Raw genomic sequence first — 15,447 nt, 5'->3', positions numbered from 1 at the left:
GCTTCACACCCGCTCGGCACGGTTTTGTCAGCACGGTTTTGTCAGGCGTCGTAACGGTTTTACATCTGGCGGAACAGATGGGCATACAAGGGGCTGACGCGCAGTTGCGCCGGGTGCTGGCGCAGGGTCAGCGACAGCTTGCCTGCTTCGTCGCGCACGGCGCTGGCGATGGCGCTGGCATTGACGATGGTGCCTCGGTGGATTTGCCAGAATTGTTGTGGATCAAGCTGGGGCAGCAGTTCCTTCAGGCTCGTGCGTATCAGCGCTTCGCTGTCGCGGCACACGACATTGATGTATTTGTCGAGCGCTTCGAAATACACGACATCGGCCAGCGCGATCATGCGCACGCTGTTGCCGACGGCCGCCCGTATCATTTGCAGGCGCGGGGCGGGCGGCACCATCGCCTGCAGCTGGGCCAACAGATGGGCCAGCCTGGCGTCGCTGGCGGCGTCGCTGTTGACGTTGGCATTGGCATGGGCACTGGCCTCGCTGGTGACCGTGGGCGCCGACGAGGCTGGCGCGATTGAATCTGTTGAACCTGTTGCTGCCCTTACCGCGGCCTGGCTGTCCTGCCAGCGCTGCTGCAGGCGTTCCACCGTCTTGCCCAGGCGCGTGTCGTTGACGGGCTTTAACACGTAATCGGCGGCCGCATGCTCGAAGGCGGCCAGCGCGTACTCGTCATAGGCGGTGACAAAGACGATGTGCGGGAACGGCGTGCCGTCCGGCCATTGCTCGGCCAGCTCCTCGGCCGCTTCCAGGCCTGTCTTGCCCGGCATCTTGATGTCGAGAAAGAGTATGTCGGGTTGCAGCGCCAGGCCTTGCCGCACGGCGTCGACGCCATTCGGGCAGGTGGCCACGATGTCGAGTTCGGGCCATAGCCGTTGCAAGGCATGCGCGAGGGTGGCGGCGAGTATCGGTTCATCTTCGGCGATCAGGGCGCGCGCGGCGGTCGTGTGGTCAGTCATGGAAGGGCGCTCGTAGTGGTGGTAGTGGTGGTGGAGGAAAGGGGCAGGGCCAGGCGCGCGACGACGCCGGTCGGCGTGCTGGCGTCCAGCGACAGGCTGGCGGCGGTGCCGTACATGACGTGCAGGCGTGCGCGGATGTTCGATACGCCCAGCTGCGTGCCCTTGGTCTGGCCCGGATGATCGAGTCCCAGGCCGTCGTCGGCGACGGTCAGGGTCAGCAGGCCGCCGGCCATGGCCGCCTGTACGTGGATGTGGCCGCCTTCGATCTTCGGTTCCAGTCCGTGCTGGATGGCATTTTCCACCAGCGGCTGCAGCAGCATGGGCGGCACCTTGATGTCGCGCAAGGCGTCCGGCAAGTCCAGCGTAAAGCGCAGGCGCGCGCCCATGCGGACGGTCATCAGGCCCAGGTAGGCTTGCATCAGCGTAAATTCCTGGCCCAGCGTAGTGGATTCGGCGCGCGAGGAAGTCAGGGTGGCGCGCAGATACTGGATCAGCTGGTCGAGCAGGAACTGGGCGCGGTCGGGGTCGAAGCCGATCAAGCCTTGCAGGTTGGCCAGGGTGTTGAACAGCATGTGCGGTTCGATCTGCGCCTGCAGCAGTTGCAGCTGGGCCTGCATGGCCTGGCGCGCCACGGATTCGGCGCGGGCCTTTTCCTCGGCTGCCGCCATTTGCAGGCGTGCAATCTTTTCGCGGCTGGAGAAAAACAGCACGGCGCCGCCCGTGACCAGCAGGGTGAAGACCAGCGTGCCCATCATTCTGGTGGGAATCAGGTTTTCCATGCCGCCCACCTCCACGCCCGTCAGCCAGCCGAACAGGAGCAGGCCCAGCACTTGTGCCACGGGCACGGAGAACGCGATGATCAGCAGGAAAGGCAGGAACGTCGGCCGCTGGCCATCGCCCCACAGGGTCAGGCGGATGCCGTCGATCAGCAGGAAGGCGATCGTGCCGATGCACATCGAGGCGACCATGTTCTGTCCCAGATGGCTGCCGGGATTGAGGATGTAGGTGATGACGAGTGCGCAGATCGCGTTCAGCGCCAGCGCATAGCGCGCATCGGGCAGCATGCGGTAATAGGGTGAGCGGGCCTTAGAGGCGGCTGGAGCGTCAGCAATGCGGGCGTCGGATTTCATGCGCGTGTCTGGTGGTGGCAAGGAGCGTTGAGCGATGGGGCATTGTCTGCCAGCGCTGCCGGCGGCGCAACAGGGCTGCGACGAAACGGTACCGGCACGGCGCCAGAGGCGCCATGGCGGCGCCAAGCGGCCCCGCTTTACTTTTTGCTCCCTGCGCGCAATAGTACGGCAAGACAGTCTTGAACCAGCAGTTTCGCGAAAAAGGAAATCCCATGTGGCCCTATCCACGCATCCTGGCGCACCGCGGCGGCGGCACCCTGGCGCCTGAAAATACCTTGGCCGCCCTGCGCTGCGGCCTCGCCTACGGCTACCGCGCCGTGGAATTTGACGTCATGCTGGCAGCCGACGGCGTGCCCGTCGTCGTGCACGACCCCGAGCTGGGGCGCACGGTGGCCGGCAGCGGCGCTGTCAGCGATTACACGGCGGCGCAGCTGGGGGCGATGGAGGCGGGCGCCTGGTTCGGCCCCGCATTCGCGGGCGAGGGCGTGCCCACGTTTGAGGCCGTGGTGGCGTATTGCAAGGCGCAGCGCATCTGGATGAATATCGAGATCAAGCCGGCGCCCGGCCATGACGCGCAGACGGGCGAAGCGGTGGCGCGTGCCGCGCGCGATTACTTTGCGCAAGAAATCGCCGCCGGGGAAATATTACCGTTGCTGTCGTCGTTCAGCACCGCAGCCTTGCAGGCGGCGCGCCAGGCGGCGCCGGAACTGGCGCGCGGCTGGCTGGTCGAACAGCTACCGCCCGATTGGGCACGGCAGGCAAGGGAACTGGACGTGGTGGCGCTCCATTGCGACCACCAGCAGTTGACGCATGCGCTGGCGCTGGCAATCAAGGAAGCAGGGTTGGGATTGTTCTGCTATACCGTCAACACGCCCGAACGGGCCAGCGAATTGCTGGCCTGGGGCGTGGACGGTTTTTGCACGGACCGGATCGATCTGATTCCATCCATGGAGTAGGGCGGATTAGCGGGGCAAGGCCCCGCGTAATCCGACGACAGCGTTGGCACAGCCGGTGGCGATGTCCGGTTACGCGCCTTGCGCTAACCCGACCTACAGCCTAACCCGACCGACAGCCGTCCTTAGAACGTCACGCGCATGCCGACCGTGATATTGCGCCCCGTCAAAGGCGCTGCGTTCTTGATGAACGAGGTGTGGCTGTACGCCAGTTCGTTCGTCAGGTTGTTGGCCTTGATGTAGAACTGGGCCGGCGTGGTGCCGATGCGCGTGTCGTAGTTGGCCGAGAGGTTCAGCATGTTGTAGCCCGGTGTTTCCGTTTCGAACGCCGCCACTTTATCCTGCTTGCCCACGCGGTAGAACTCGGCCACGCCGCTCCACGCCTGCCAGCTGGCGTCGAATTTCACGCCAAAACGCTGGGCCGGGATGCGCGGCAGGTTGCCGCCGTCGTTGGCCAGCTTGGCCCGCACATAATCGCCGAACACGCTGGCGCCGAACATGGGGTTGAGCTGCTGGCGGATCTGTCCTTCGACGCCCGTAAACGTGGCGTCGCGCTGGGCGTACTGGATCAGCTGGAAGCCTTCGTGGCTGTCCAGCGTGGAGCCGAAGATGTAGTTGTCCACCTTGTTGCGGTAGGCGCTGGCCGAGAACGTCGTGGCGCCCGCATATTTGCGCAAGGTCAAGTCGATATTGTTCGACGTTTCCTTGCCCAGGTTTTCATTGCCCAGCTCATACGTGGCCGTGGCCATGTGCACGCCATGTGCATACAGCTCTTCGGCGCTGGGCAGGCGGTGCGTGCGCGAAATGGTCGAACCGAGCGAATACTGGGGCGCGAATTTCCACACGGCGCCCAGCGACACGGACGTGCCCTTGGCGCTGCGGTCTTGCAGGGTGGGGCTGTCGACCGTGATGTCTTGCCATTCGTGGCGCAGGCCCGCCTCGAAGCGCCATTGGTCGAGCTTGTATTCCTCGACCAGGAAGGCCGCGTGTTTCTTGGTCACCGTCGGCGCCACGTACGCTTCCTCGCCCAGGGCCGAGAAGTCGCGCTTCGACGTTTGCAGGCCGACCACGCCGCGCCAGCCGAAGAGGGGATGGTGTTCCATTTCCAGGCGCGCGTCGTGGCCCTTGTTTTTAAAGGTGGTGGCGATTTCCGTGCCTTCGATTTCGTCGTGCTTGTAATCGGTGAACGCGGCGCGCAGGCGCAGCTTGGCGAAGCCGGGCACGGGGTCGCGCAATTCGCCGCGCACATCCCAGCGCTCGCTCTTCAGCTTCACGTACGGCACGCTGCCGTGTTCGTGGTCATGGTCGTGCTCTTCTTCATCGCCGTGGTCGTGGCCTTCATGGCCGCCGCAGTGCAGGTGCGTGCCGTGCGGGTGGCAGCTCTCGAATTCATGGTTGTGGCCAGGCAAGCCGTATTCCGCGTGCTGGCTGGTGAAGGCCAGGCCCAGGAAGCCGCGCGCTCCCACCCACGACACGCCCACGCTGCCCGTGTCCGTCTCGTTGTAGCTGCCGGCCACTTTCGAGCCGCCTTGCCAGCCGCTGCCGACCTTGTATTCCTTGGCGTCGCGCTTGACGCCTTCCGCGTGGAAGGCGATGTTGCCGGAGCCGCCAGTCACTTCAAAGGCGCCCGCCTTTTCGCGCGCGGCCGAGTTGGCGCGCACTTCCGCGCTGCCTTCGACACCCTTGGCCGGCACGCGCGTGGGGATTTTCTTGTCGATCACGTTGACGACGCCGCCCACGGCGCCGCCGCCATACGCGAGTGCGGACGGGCCGCGCAGCACTTCGATCTGTTCCGACAGCATCGGCTCGGCCGCGACAGCATGGTCGGGACTGATGGTCGAGGCATCCTGCACTTCGGCGCCGTCGGACAGCACCTTGACGCGCGGGCCATCCATGCCGCGGATGATGGGGCGGCTGGCGCCGGCACCGAAATGGCTGGACGTGATGCCGGGCTGGCCGGCCAGGGTTTCGCCCAGGGTCGCTTCGCGGGCGCGCACCAGTTCCTCGCCTTCGAGCACGGTGACGGGCGTGCTCATGTCGTCGCTGCCCAGCGCCAGGGCGCTGGCCGAGACGGTGACGGCGGGCAAGGTGGCTGCCTGCTGCGCCCATGCGCTGGCGGGCGCGGCAAAGGCCAGCATGAGGGCGATGGCGAGCGGGGTCGGTCGGGCGTGGGAAGCGTGCAGTGGTGCGGACATGGGCGAGAATTCCTTTATCGGCTATCGGTGTTGGCAGGGTTTGGGCAGGTCATTGCCGGATGGGGTGACTGCCTGAAGATGATAATGATAACCCATTATCATTATTGTGTGACAGTTTTTCCGGGCGGTGGAAAAAGGCGGATGGTGTATTCTGTCGGCTATGGAACGCACAACACGCCAAAAAACCGCCATTCAAGCCGCCATCGAGTCGGCCCAGCGCCCGCTGTCGGCGCAGGAAATCCTCGAACAGGCCAGCCTGCAGGTGACGCAGCTGGGCATCGCCACCGTTTACCGTAATTTGAAATCGCTGGTGCTGGAAGAAAAAGTGCATGTGGTGACCTTGCCGGGCGAAAACCCGCGCTACGAATCGAACACGGCCGCCAATCACCATCACCACCATTTCCAGTGCACCACATGCCAGCGCGTGTTCGACGTGCATGATTGCCCGGGCGACTTGAAGCGCATGGCGCCGCAAGGCTTTGTCGTCGAGCGCCACGAACTGACCCTGTACGGCCGCTGCGCCGACTGCAATGCGGCCGCCAGCGTCGCGGGCTCCGCCGCGGCGGGGGCCGCGGCTGCCGGCACCGCGCACGCCTGCGCCAGCCAGCACGACCCGGCCTGAGCGGGCAGGCTGTCGATGTTGGCACGGGCGCAACAATGCCCTTGCCAGCCGTCATTGCCGCACCCCATATCACGTATAATCTCCCCTTTAAAGCTGCCGCCACTCTTTGCCAAAAAAACATGAAATCATCTGAAATCCGCGACAAGTTCCTCAAATTTTTCGAGTCCAAGGGCCATTCCATCGTCCGTTCCAGCTCCCTGGTGCCAGGCAACGATCCGACCTTGCTGTTGACGAACAGCGGCATGGTGCAATTCAAGGATGTGTTTACGGGCACGGACAGCCGCCCGTACACGCGCGCCACGTCCGTGCAGCGCTGCGTGCGCGCCGGCGGCAAGCACAACGACCTGGAAAACGTCGGCTACACGGCGCGCCATCACACTTTCTTTGAAATGCTGGGCAACTTCAGCTTCGGCGACTATTTCAAGCGCGACGCGATTCAGTACGCGTGGGAACTGCTGACCAAGGTGTATGGCTTGCCGGCTGAAAAGCTGACGGTCACCGTGTACATCGAAGATGACGAAGCGTACGACATCTGGGCGAAAGAAATCGGCGTGCCCACCGAGCGCATCATCCGCATCGGCGACAACAAGGGTTCGCGCTACGCGTCGGACAATTTCTGGCAGATGGCGGACACGGGGCCGTGCGGTCCGTGCACGGAAATCTTTTACGACCACGGCGCCGACATTCCTGGCGGCCCGCCGGGCTCGCCTGACGAAGACGGCGACCGTTTCATTGAAATCTGGAACCTGGTGTTCATGCAGTTCAACCGCGACGAAGCGGGCGTCATGCACAAGCTGCCAAAGCCGTGCGTCGACACGGGCATGGGCATGGAGCGCCTGGCCGCCGTGCTGCAGCACGTGCATTCGAACTACGAGATCGATCTGTTCCAGCACCTGATCAAGGCTGCCGCGCGCGAAACGGGCGCCACCGACCTGGAAAACAAGTCGCTGCGCGTGATCGCCGACCACATCCGCGCCGCCGCCTTCATGATCGTCGACGGCATCATTCCGGGCAGCGAAGGCCGCGCCTATGTCCTGCGCCGCATCATCCGTCGCGCCTTGCGCCATGGCCACAAGCTGGGCCAGACGAAACCGTTCTTCTACAAGCTGGTGGCCGACCTGGCCATCGAGATGGGCGGCGCCTATCCCGAGCTGGAAGAAGCGAAGGACAACGTCGCCAACATGCTGAAGGCCGAGGAAGAGCGTTTCGGCGAAACCCTGGAAACGGGCATGAAAGTGCTGGAAGCGCAGCTGGCCAAGGATGCCACGGGCATCGACGGCGCCACCGCCTTCACGCTGTACGAAACCTACGGCTTCCCGCCAGACTTGACGGCCGACATCTGCCGCGAACGCGGCATCACGTTCGACCAGGCCGGCTACGACGCGGCCCTGAAGGAAAGCCAGGAGCTGTCGCGCAAGGGCGGCAAGACGCACAAGGACAGCAAGGTTGAGTACACGGGCGAGAAAAATACCTTCGTCGGCTACGATCAATTGACGTTCAGCAGCAAGGTCGTGGCGCTGTACGCGGCCGGCACGCAGGTAGCTGAACTGAAGGCCGGTGAAGCGGGCATCGTCGTGCTCGACACCACGCCGTTCTACGCGGAATCGGGCGGCCAGGTGGGCGACCAGGGCGTGATCGCCTCGGGCGCCGGCCGCTTTGCCGTCAGCGATACCTTGAAAATCCAGGCCGACGTGTTTGGCCATCACGGCGTGCTCGAGTCGGGCGTGCTGAAGGTGGGCGACGCCGTCTCGGCCGAAGTCGACACGGCCAAGCGCGCGCGCACCATCCGCAACCACTCGGCCACGCACTTGATGCACAAGGCCTTGCGCGAAGTGCTGGGCAGCCACGTGGCGCAAAAGGGTTCGCTCGTCGATCCGGACAAGACCCGTTTCGACTTCAGCCACAATGCGCCGATGACGGCGGAACAGATCGCCGCCGTGGAAACCATCGTCAACAAGGAGATCCTGGAAAACCGCGCCACGCAGGCGCACTTGATGTCGTTTGACGATGCTGTCAAGCATGGCGCGATGGCCCTGTTCGGCGAGAAATACGGCGACGAAGTGCGCGTGCTCGACATCGGCAGCTCGAAAGAGCTGTGCGGCGGCGTCCACGTGCAGCGCACGGGCGACATCGGCCTGTTCAAGATCATCGGCGAAAGCGGCGTGGCCGCCGGCATCCGCCGCGTCGAAGCGGTGACGGGCGAGGGCGCGCTGGCGCTGGTGCAAACCATCAACCGCCGCCTGGCCGAAGCGGCCAATGCGCTGAAGGCGCAGCCGGAAGAGCTGACGGCCCGCATCGTCCAGGTGCAGGACCACGTGAAGGCGCTGGAGAAGGAACTGGCCGCGCTGAAATCGAAGCTGGCGTCGGGCCAGGGCGATGAGCTGGTCACGCAAGCCGTCGACGTCAACGGCATCAAGGTGCTCGCGGCCGTGCTGGACGGCGCCGACGTGGCCCGTTTGCGCGAGACCATGGACAAGCTGAAGGACAAGCTGAAGACGGCCGCCATCGTGCTGGCCAGCGTCGCGGACGGCAAGGTCAGCCTGATCGCCGGCGTGACGGCGGACGCGACTTCCAGGGTCAAGGCGGGCGAGCTGGTGAACTTTGTTGCACAGCAAGTGGGCGGAAAAGGCGGCGGACGCCCCGATATGGCGCAGGCCGGCGGCACGGATCCGAGCGGCCTGACGAACGCCCTGGCCGGCGTGCCGGCCTGGGTCGGCGAACGCGCAAAATAAAGCGTAAGCTAGCAGGCATGCGGGGTTTTCGCCCCACAGCCTCTTGAAAACGGCCCGCAGACGGTGTGTGCGGGCCGTTATTTATTTTTGAATCCCGTTGTGACCCCACAACAGCCGATGAACTATTTTGGTGCAGCGCGTCAATGCCCCTGATTTAGAGTAGTATGTCGAAAATCAGTACAACAAAAATGGTGGGATATTGATGATGAGCGACACACTACTTGATACCGAGATTATGGAATTTCACAAAGAACTCGATGCGCGGGGCTTGAACTGCCCCTTGCCGATTCTGAAGGCGAAGAAGGCTTTGTCAGAGCTGCAAAGTGGCGAAGTGCTGCGCATCATGGCAACCGATCCCGGTTCCGTGCGCGACTTCCAGGCCTTTGCCAAGCAAACGGGCAATGCCCTGCTGTCGCATGTGCAGACGGGCACCGAGTTCGTCTTCCTGATGCAACGCAAATAATTCTGCCAGCCGGGGCCGCCGTGGCGCGGCCTGGCTTTCTCCTTGCCGTGCCGTTTTTGCGTCACTTTCTGGCCCTTTTGCTGCCCTGCAGCGTAGCGGCCGAGCCCCCTGAAATCATCAAAGCTGGACAGTTTAGATGGATTGCTCTAACAAAAAATCGCACGATCGTGCTTAAATTCGGTTCAAGATTCAAATTTCTCTTATAATCGAACGCACAATCAGCACTTGATCCGTCATTTTTATAATTTCCCAAAGGCATAGCTATGAAAGTCTTGGTACCCGTCAAACGCGTGGTCGACTACAACGTCAAAGTCCGCGTCAAGAGTGACGGCACTGGCGTCGATACCGCCAACGTCAAAATGTCGATGAACCCTTTCGATGAGATCGCACTGGAAGAAGCGATGCGCCTGAAAGAAGCCGGCAAGGTCACTGAAGTGGTCGCCATCTCCTGCGGCGTGACGCAGTGCCAGGAAACCCTGCGCACGGCCATGGCCATCGGCGCCGACCGCGGCATCCTGGTGGAAACGACGACCGAACTGGAACCGCTGGCCGTGGCCAAGCTGGTGAAATCCCTGGCCGAGAAAGAGCAGCCGCAACTGATCATCCTGGGCAAGCAAGCGATCGATGACGACAGCAACCAGACCGGCCAGATGCTGGCAGCCCTGCTGGGTTGGCCGCAAGCCACGTTCGCCTCGAAAGTCGTGCTGGAAGACGGCAAGGTCACCGTCACGCGCGAAGTCGACGGCGGCCTGGAAACCCTGGCATTGACCTTGCCAGCGATCATCACCACCGATTTGCGTTTGAACGAGCCACGCTATGTGACCTTGCCGAACATCATGAAGGCGAAGAAAAAGCCGCTCGAGACCGTCAAGCCGGAAGACCTGGGCGTCGATGTCGCGCCACGCCTGAAAACCTTGAAAGTCGTCGAGCCAGCCAAGCGCTCGGCCGGCATCAAGGTACCGGACGTGGCCACCCTGGTCGCCAAGCTGCGTACCGAAGCCAAAGTCATCTAAGCGCGGCCCCGCCGTTTATCCAGAACAATTACAGGACACATCATGGTCGCATTAGTTATTGCTGAACACGACAACGCTACCTTAAAGGGTAGCACCCACCACACCGTGACCGCGGCTGCCCAGTGCGGCGGCGACGTGCACGTGCTGGTCGCAGGCTCGAACGCGGCTGCCGCCGCCGCTGCCGCCGCGCAAATCGCCGGCGTGACGAAAGTCATCGTGGCCGACGCGCCATACTTCGCCGACGGCCTGGCCGAAAACGTGGCCGAGCAAGTGCTGGCCATCGCCGGCAACTACAGCCACATCCTGGCCCCGGCCACCGCCTACGGCAAGAACATCCTGCCGCGCGTTGCCGCCAAGCTGGACGTGGCGCAAATCTCGGAAATCACCAAGGTCGACTCGCCCGACACCTTCGAGCGCCCGATCTACGCCGGTAACGCCATTGCCACCGTGCAATCTGGCGACAAGGTCAAGGTCATCACCGTGCGCACCACCGGTTTCGATGCGGCTGCCGCCACCGGCGGTTCGGCTGCCACCGAAACCATCGCCGCCGTCGCCGACAACGGCAAGTCGGCCTTCGTGGGCCGCGAACTGGCCAAGTCCGACCGTCCTGAGCTGACCGCCGCGAAAATCATCGTGTCCGGTGGCCGTGGCATGGGTTCGGCGGAAAACTTCCACATCCTGGAACCGCTGGCCGACAAGCTGGGCGCCGCCATGGGCGCCTCGCGCGCCGCCGTCGACGCCGGCTTCGTGCCGAACGACTGGCAAGTGGGCCAGACGGGCAAGATCGTCGCGCCATCGCTGTACATCGCCGTCGGTATCTCGGGCGCGATCCAGCATCTGGCCGGCATGAAGGATTCGAAGACCATCGTTGCCATCAACAAGGATCCGGAAGCGCCGATCTTTGCCGTGGCCGACTACGGCATCGTCGGCGATCTGTTCGAGATCGTGCCGCAACTGGTGAAAGAACTGGGTTAATTTAAACCCGATCCGGTTTTGTATATTACGAAGCCACGCCGGCCCGCCCCACACGGCGAGCCGCGCGTGGCTTTTTTCTTGGAGAGAAGAAGATGAGCTATCAAGCCCCGCTGAAAGACATGTTGTTCGTCATGAACGAACTGGCCGGCCTGGCCGAAATCCACACTTTACCGGGCTGCGAGGACGCCACGCCCGACACGGCCGAAGCCGTGCTGGAAGAGAACGCCAAGTTCTGCGGCGGCGTGGTGGCCCCCTTGAACGGCCCCAGCGACAAGGAGCCGAGCTTCTGGCACGATGGCCAGGTGACGACGTCGAAAGGCTTCAAGGAAGCGTTCAAGGCGTATGGCGAAGCGGGCTGGCAGGGCGTGCAGCATCCGACCGAGTTCGGGGGCCAGGGCTTGCCCAAGCTGCTGGCGACGCCCTGCATCGAAATGCTCAACTCGGCCAGCATATCGTTTGCCCTGGTGGCCCTGCTGTCGGATGGCGCCATCGAAGCGCTGTTGACGGCCGGCAGCGATGAACAGAAGGCCACGTACCTGGAAAACCTGGTGTCGGGCAAGTGGACGGGCACCATGAACCTGACGGAGCCGCAAGCGGGGTCCGACCTGGCCGCCGTGCGCACGCGCGCCGTGCCGCAGGGCGACGGCACGTATAAAGTCTTCGGCACGAAGATTTTCATCACCTATGGCGAGCACGACATGGCGGAAAACATCGTCCACCTGGTGCTGGCCCGCACGCCGGACGCGCCGCCGGGCGTGAAAGGCATTTCCCTGTTCATCGTGCCGAAATTCCTCGTCAACGCGGACGGCAGCCTGGGCGCGCGCAACGACGCCCACTGCGTCTCCATCGAACACAAGCTGGGCATCAAGGCCAGCCCGACGGCGGTATTGCAGTTCGGCGACCATGGCGGCGCCATCGGCACCCTGGTGGGCGAGGAAAACCGCGGTCTCGAATACATGTTCATCATGATGAACGCGGCCCGCTTCGGCGTCGGCCTGCAGGGCATCGGCCTGGCCGAGCGCGCCTACCAGCAGGCGGTGGCGTTCGCCAAGGACCGCGTGCAGTCGCGCGACCTGGCAGGTTCGCCCGGTCCCGTGTCCATCATCCACCACCCGGACGTGCGCCGCATGCTGATGTCGATGCGTTCGCAGACGGAGGCGGCGCGCGCGCTGGCCTACGTGGGCGCGGCCATCAGCGACGTGGCGCACCACCATCCGGACGCGGAAGTGCGCGCGGAAAGCCTGGCCACGTATGAGTACCTGGTGCCCGTGATCAAGGGCTGGTCGACGGAAATGTCGCAGGATGTCACGCGCGACGGCGTGCAGGTGCATGGCGGCATGGGTTTCATTGAGGAAACAGGCGCCGCCCAGCATTACCGCGACGCCAAGATTTTGACCATCTACGAAGGCACGACGGCCATCCAGGCCAACGACCTCGTGGGCCGCAAGACGGTGCGCGACGGCGGCGCTGTGGCGAAAGCCATCATCGCCCAGGTGCGCGCCACGGAAGCCCAGCTGGGCGAACTCTCCGGCGCCGACTTCCAGGCCATGCAGCGCCACCTGGCCGAAGGCAGTGCCGCGCTGGAAGCCGTGGTCGAGTATGTGGTGGCGAACATGAAGGCGGACATCAAGGCCGTGTTTGCTGGCAGCGTGCCCTACCTGAAGCTGGCCGGCATCGTGCTGGGCGGCTGGCAAATGGCGCGCGCGGCCGTGGCGGCGCAGCAAAAGCTGGGTGAGGGCAGCGGTGATGCCTCGTTCTACAACGCAAAAATCGCCACGGCGCGCTTCTTCGCCGACCACATCCTGTCGCAAGCGCCAGGCTTGCGCGCCACCATCATCGACGGCAGCGCCGGCGTGATGGCGTTGTCGGAAGAGCAGTTTTAAGTTGAGACAAGGCCGGCGCAAGCTGGCTGCATGTTAAAAAGCGCTGGAGAGTGATCTCCAGCGCTTTTTTTATTTCTATCAAGAATGCCTGGGATAGCGTTCAGGGCAAGGCGCCTTGTCGCCGGCAGCACGCTAGTGCTACAAGGCAATGCAACGCCGCCATGGACGCTGTGCCTGCGTTCTTAGCGGCGGGCGATGCCGTTGCCGGAATTGCGTACCAGGTCGCCGGCCGCCAGGCCAGGGTCCTGGTCGAACGCGAAGTCGGCCTTGGCGCCCGTTTCGTATTGCACGGTGACGGTCCACACCTTGCTGTTTTTCATGTGGCCTTCGACTTGCTTGCCCGCGAAAGCGCCGCCGGCGGCGCCGGCCAGGGTAGCGAGGTCCTTGCCGCGTCCGCCGCCGACCTGGCGACCCAGCAGGGCCCCGGCCACGCCGCCGCCGATCATGCCCAGGGCGCCGCCTTCGCCGGCTTTTTCACTGACGTTGACCGCCAGCACCTTGCCGCAATCGGCGCAGATTTGCTGCTGGGCTGGCTTGCTGTTCTGGCCCGCATACGAATTGCCGGCCTTTTGCGCCGCCTTGGCGTTGATGATGGCCTGGTCGTATTCGCTCTTGGCGTCGCGCAGGCATTGCATGCGGGCTTTCGAATTGGTTTCTTCTGCGCACAATTTCTTGTCGTCCGCATAGCGCGTGTTGGCTTGCTTCGTGTCGTAGGCGTATTGCGCCTTGGGCGACAGGTTCTGTGCGAAGGCGGAAGTGCTGAACAGGGCCGTGATGGCCACTGCGAGGATGAAAGGGCGACGAATCATGATCTTCTCCAGTTGGGTGTTGAATGTGCCAGTAATGCCGGCATTGTGAATGCAGTATAGAGGAAAATCATGATTGCTTACCAACACTTACATGTGCGTGTGGCGCCAGCGATTTGATGCAATTTCCATATGGAAATTAACCGTAGGCGCCGCCTGTGTACAGCAAGTCGAACAGGCGCGCCATGGTGGCGATCAGCACGCCCGCGCCTAGCATCAAGGTAGCGACCAGCACGACGGCCAGCGGCCAGCCCGTGTCCGACTGGCGTCCGGAAGCGGCGTTGTAGCGCGCGTCCCACTTGTCGTCCGGCATCAAGCCCAGCACCAGCGCTTCCAGGAAGCCGGCCAGCGCGGACAGGGTCAGGGGCAATATCTGGTAAAACCAGTCCGCGTCGGGAAAGAGCTGGCGCAGCAGCAAGGTGGCGGGCAGGGCGGCCAGGTGCAGCCAGCCCCAGGCATCCCTGGTGCCGTGCAGGTAGAAGCGGTGTGCGCCGAGGCTGCCCAGCAGGAAGGCCAGCAGCGAGGTGAACGCCTTGTTCTTGTGCGAATGTTGCAAAATGGTCGTGGTGGTCATGGGGCTCCAGAGTTGCTCATCGATAAAGATGTTCAGTATTGCGCATTGTCGGGCGCAGCGGTAGCACTTTCGTCTGACCGTGCGCGACGATAGCGCCTGATTTTCAGGCTTGGCCGTGGCATTGCCGGCACGATAGGTGCACGCGCCTATTGCGTCTTCGGCGCTGACTGGTCATAATGTTTGATTAGCCCAAATTACACGCCCGTCATCATAACGCTTGCTGCCTGGCGGTAAAGCGCGCTATAATTTGCGGCTTTTTCCGCCTCAGCACACTTTTTGGAAATATTATGGTCGTTATTCGTTTAGCTCGTGGAGGCGCCAAGAAGCGCCCGTTCTTCAACATCGTCGCTACTGATTCGCGCAATCGCCGCGATGGTCGCTTCATTGAGCGTATCGGTTTTTACAACCCGATGGCGCAAGGTGGCGAAGTTCCACTGCGTATCACCGCAGACCGTCTGGCCTACTGGCAAGGCGTTGGCGCACAATTGTCGCCAACCGTTGCTCGCCTGGTAGCTAGCAACAACAAAGCAGCAGCTTAATTAGATCACTGGTTTGACGGTCAAGACTGCATCCGGGGTGAAAGTCCCCGATGACCTGGTACAGGTAGGCTATGTCTCCGGTGCCTATGGCATTGCTGGCGGGGTCAGGATCACTCCTTTCTCCGACGACGCGGATGCATTATTAAGCGTCAAAACCTGGTGGTTTGATAAACCGACCTTGCATGATGTTCAAGTCAGGCAAGCGAAGTTACACGGCGGCGACGTCGTGGCCCAGCTGGTGGGTGTGGTCGGGCGGGATGCCGCAGAAGCGCTGAAGGGCGTCTCTGTGCAAATTCCGCGTAGCCATTTCCCGACGCTGTCGGCCGATGAATTTTATTGGTCCGATCTGATCGGATTGACAGTTGAGAATTTGCAAGGCGAGTGCCTCGGCACAGTGCACGACATGATGAGCAATGGTCCGCAATCGATCTTGCGCGTCACGCCGGTCGCCACTGCCGATGAGACCGTTGAAAAGGCGCCTGAGCGCCTGATCCCGTTTGTTGGCCAGTTTGTCATTAACGTTGACAAGGCCGCCAAGAAGATCACGGTCGACTGGGGCCTCGATTATTAAACCGCCTGCGCTTAACTTTGCGCTGG

General features: G+C 62.9%; 14 protein-coding genes. 9 read left to right on the top strand and 5 right to left on the bottom strand.

The window, feature by feature from the left end; translation table 11 throughout:
• Positions 1–59: 59 nt before the first annotated feature.
• A complete protein-coding gene (locus YQ44_RS20755; RefSeq protein ID WP_071325004.1) occupies positions 60–965 on the bottom strand; it encodes a LytR/AlgR family response regulator transcription factor in 906 nt (301 codons plus the stop codon).
• A complete protein-coding gene (locus tag YQ44_RS20750) occupies positions 962–2,095 on the bottom strand; it encodes a sensor histidine kinase (RefSeq protein ID WP_156894929.1) in 1,134 nt (377 codons plus the stop codon). The genes YQ44_RS20755 and YQ44_RS20750 overlap by 4 nt, the downstream gene beginning before the upstream one ends.
• A 212-nt stretch (positions 2,096–2,307) precedes the next feature.
• Here YQ44_RS20750 and ugpQ point away from each other — a divergent pair, with 212 nt between their 5' ends.
• Complete coding sequence (ugpQ, locus tag YQ44_RS20745; RefSeq protein ID WP_071325002.1) at positions 2,308–3,051, top strand: glycerophosphodiester phosphodiesterase; 744 nt, start codon at positions 2,308–2,310, stop codon at positions 3,049–3,051.
• Positions 3,052–3,173: 122 nt separating this feature from the next.
• On the opposite strand, the gene YQ44_RS20740 is transcribed toward ugpQ, so the two are convergent.
• Positions 3,174–5,243, bottom strand: a complete 2,070-nt coding sequence (locus YQ44_RS20740) for a TonB-dependent receptor domain-containing protein (protein WP_071325001.1) — start codon at positions 5,241–5,243, stop codon at positions 3,174–3,176.
• A gap of 160 nt (positions 5,244–5,403) precedes the next feature.
• Between YQ44_RS20740 and YQ44_RS20735 the strand changes: the two genes are divergently transcribed.
• From YQ44_RS20735 to YQ44_RS20710, 6 genes are all read left to right on the top strand, one after another.
• Positions 5,404–5,865 (top strand): Fur family transcriptional regulator, encoded by a 462-nt coding sequence (locus YQ44_RS20735; protein WP_071325000.1) that lies wholly within the window; start codon positions 5,404–5,406, stop codon positions 5,863–5,865.
• Positions 5,866–5,984: 119 nt separating this feature from the next.
• Complete coding sequence (gene alaS / locus YQ44_RS20730; protein ID WP_071324999.1) at positions 5,985–8,597, top strand: alanine--tRNA ligase; 2,613 nt, start codon at positions 5,985–5,987, stop codon at positions 8,595–8,597.
• 205 nt (positions 8,598–8,802) lie between these two features.
• Positions 8,803–9,060, top strand: a complete 258-nt coding sequence (locus YQ44_RS20725; RefSeq protein WP_225317265.1) for a sulfurtransferase TusA family protein — start codon at positions 8,803–8,805, stop codon at positions 9,058–9,060.
• Positions 9,061–9,323: 263 nt separating this feature from the next.
• Entirely contained in the window at positions 9,324–10,073 is a 750-nt protein-coding gene (locus tag YQ44_RS20720; protein WP_034759884.1) for an electron transfer flavoprotein subunit beta/FixA family protein, read from the top strand.
• 42 nt (positions 10,074–10,115) lie between these two features.
• Positions 10,116–11,048: an electron transfer flavoprotein subunit alpha/FixB family protein gene (locus tag YQ44_RS20715; RefSeq protein WP_071324998.1), complete on the top strand. Its 933-nt coding sequence runs from the start codon at positions 10,116–10,118 to the stop codon at positions 11,046–11,048.
• Positions 11,049–11,140: 92 nt separating this feature from the next.
• Positions 11,141–12,931: an acyl-CoA dehydrogenase gene (locus tag YQ44_RS20710; protein ID WP_071324997.1), complete on the top strand. Its 1,791-nt coding sequence runs from the start codon at positions 11,141–11,143 to the stop codon at positions 12,929–12,931.
• 182 nt (positions 12,932–13,113) lie between these two features.
• Here YQ44_RS20710 and YQ44_RS20705 read toward each other — a convergent pair whose 3' ends face one another.
• Entirely contained in the window at positions 13,114–13,740 is a 627-nt protein-coding gene (locus tag YQ44_RS20705) for a glycine zipper 2TM domain-containing protein (RefSeq protein WP_071324996.1), read from the bottom strand.
• Between the two features lie 136 nt (positions 13,741–13,876).
• On the bottom strand, positions 13,877–14,311 hold the full coding sequence (locus YQ44_RS20700) for an NINE protein (RefSeq protein ID WP_071324995.1): 435 nt from the start codon (positions 14,309–14,311) through the stop codon (positions 13,877–13,879).
• Between the two features lie 287 nt (positions 14,312–14,598).
• Between YQ44_RS20700 and rpsP the strand changes: the two genes are divergently transcribed.
• Together rpsP and rimM are read left to right on the top strand one after the other, a co-directional pair.
• Complete coding sequence (gene rpsP / locus YQ44_RS28395) at positions 14,599–14,850, top strand: 30S ribosomal protein S16 (RefSeq protein ID WP_010395524.1); 252 nt, start codon at positions 14,599–14,601, stop codon at positions 14,848–14,850.
• 13 nt (positions 14,851–14,863) lie between these two features.
• Positions 14,864–15,421 carry a ribosome maturation factor RimM gene (gene rimM / locus YQ44_RS20695; RefSeq protein WP_071324994.1) on the top strand — a complete coding sequence of 186 codons (558 nt, stop codon included), beginning with the start codon at positions 14,864–14,866 and terminating at the stop codon, positions 15,419–15,421.
• Positions 15,422–15,447 lie beyond the last annotated feature (26 nt).

This window comes from Janthinobacterium sp. 1_2014MBL_MicDiv (assembly GCF_001865675.1).
In the GTDB taxonomy this organism is placed as follows: Bacteria; Pseudomonadota; Gammaproteobacteria; order Burkholderiales; family Burkholderiaceae_D; genus Janthinobacterium.
The sequence above is the reverse complement of the archived record's forward strand: the minus strand, read 5'-3'. Positions and strand labels throughout refer to the sequence as shown.

Excerpts from the sequence above, each read along its gene's own strand:
- YQ44_RS20735 (WP_071325000.1), top strand. The coding sequence starts at position 5,404 with ATGGAACGCACAACACGCCAAAAAACCGCCATTCAAGCCGCCATCGAG.
- YQ44_RS20715 (WP_071324998.1), top strand. The coding sequence starts at position 10,116 with ATGGTCGCATTAGTTATTGCTGAACACGACAACGCTACCTTAAAGGGT.
- rpsP (WP_010395524.1), top strand. The coding sequence starts at position 14,599 with ATGGTCGTTATTCGTTTAGCTCGTGGAGGCGCCAAGAAGCGCCCGTTC.
- YQ44_RS20705 (WP_071324996.1), bottom strand. The coding sequence starts at position 13,740 with ATGATTCGTCGCCCTTTCATCCTCGCAGTGGCCATCACGGCCCTGTTC.
- YQ44_RS20700 (WP_071324995.1), bottom strand. The coding sequence starts at position 14,311 with ATGACCACCACGACCATTTTGCAACATTCGCACAAGAACAAGGCGTTC.
- YQ44_RS20740 (WP_071325001.1), bottom strand. The coding sequence starts at position 5,243 with ATGTCCGCACCACTGCACGCTTCCCACGCCCGACCGACCCCGCTCGCC.
- YQ44_RS20725 (WP_225317265.1), top strand. The coding sequence starts at position 8,803 with ATGAGCGACACACTACTTGATACCGAGATTATGGAATTTCACAAAGAA.
- YQ44_RS20755 (WP_071325004.1), bottom strand. The coding sequence starts at position 965 with ATGACTGACCACACGACCGCCGCGCGCGCCCTGATCGCCGAAGATGAA.
- YQ44_RS20710 (WP_071324997.1), top strand. The coding sequence starts at position 11,141 with ATGAGCTATCAAGCCCCGCTGAAAGACATGTTGTTCGTCATGAACGAA.
- YQ44_RS20750 (WP_156894929.1), bottom strand. The coding sequence starts at position 2,095 with ATGAAATCCGACGCCCGCATTGCTGACGCTCCAGCCGCCTCTAAGGCC.
- ugpQ (WP_071325002.1), top strand. The coding sequence starts at position 2,308 with ATGTGGCCCTATCCACGCATCCTGGCGCACCGCGGCGGCGGCACCCTG.
- YQ44_RS20720 (WP_034759884.1), top strand. The coding sequence starts at position 9,324 with ATGAAAGTCTTGGTACCCGTCAAACGCGTGGTCGACTACAACGTCAAA.
- alaS (WP_071324999.1), top strand. The coding sequence starts at position 5,985 with ATGAAATCATCTGAAATCCGCGACAAGTTCCTCAAATTTTTCGAGTCC.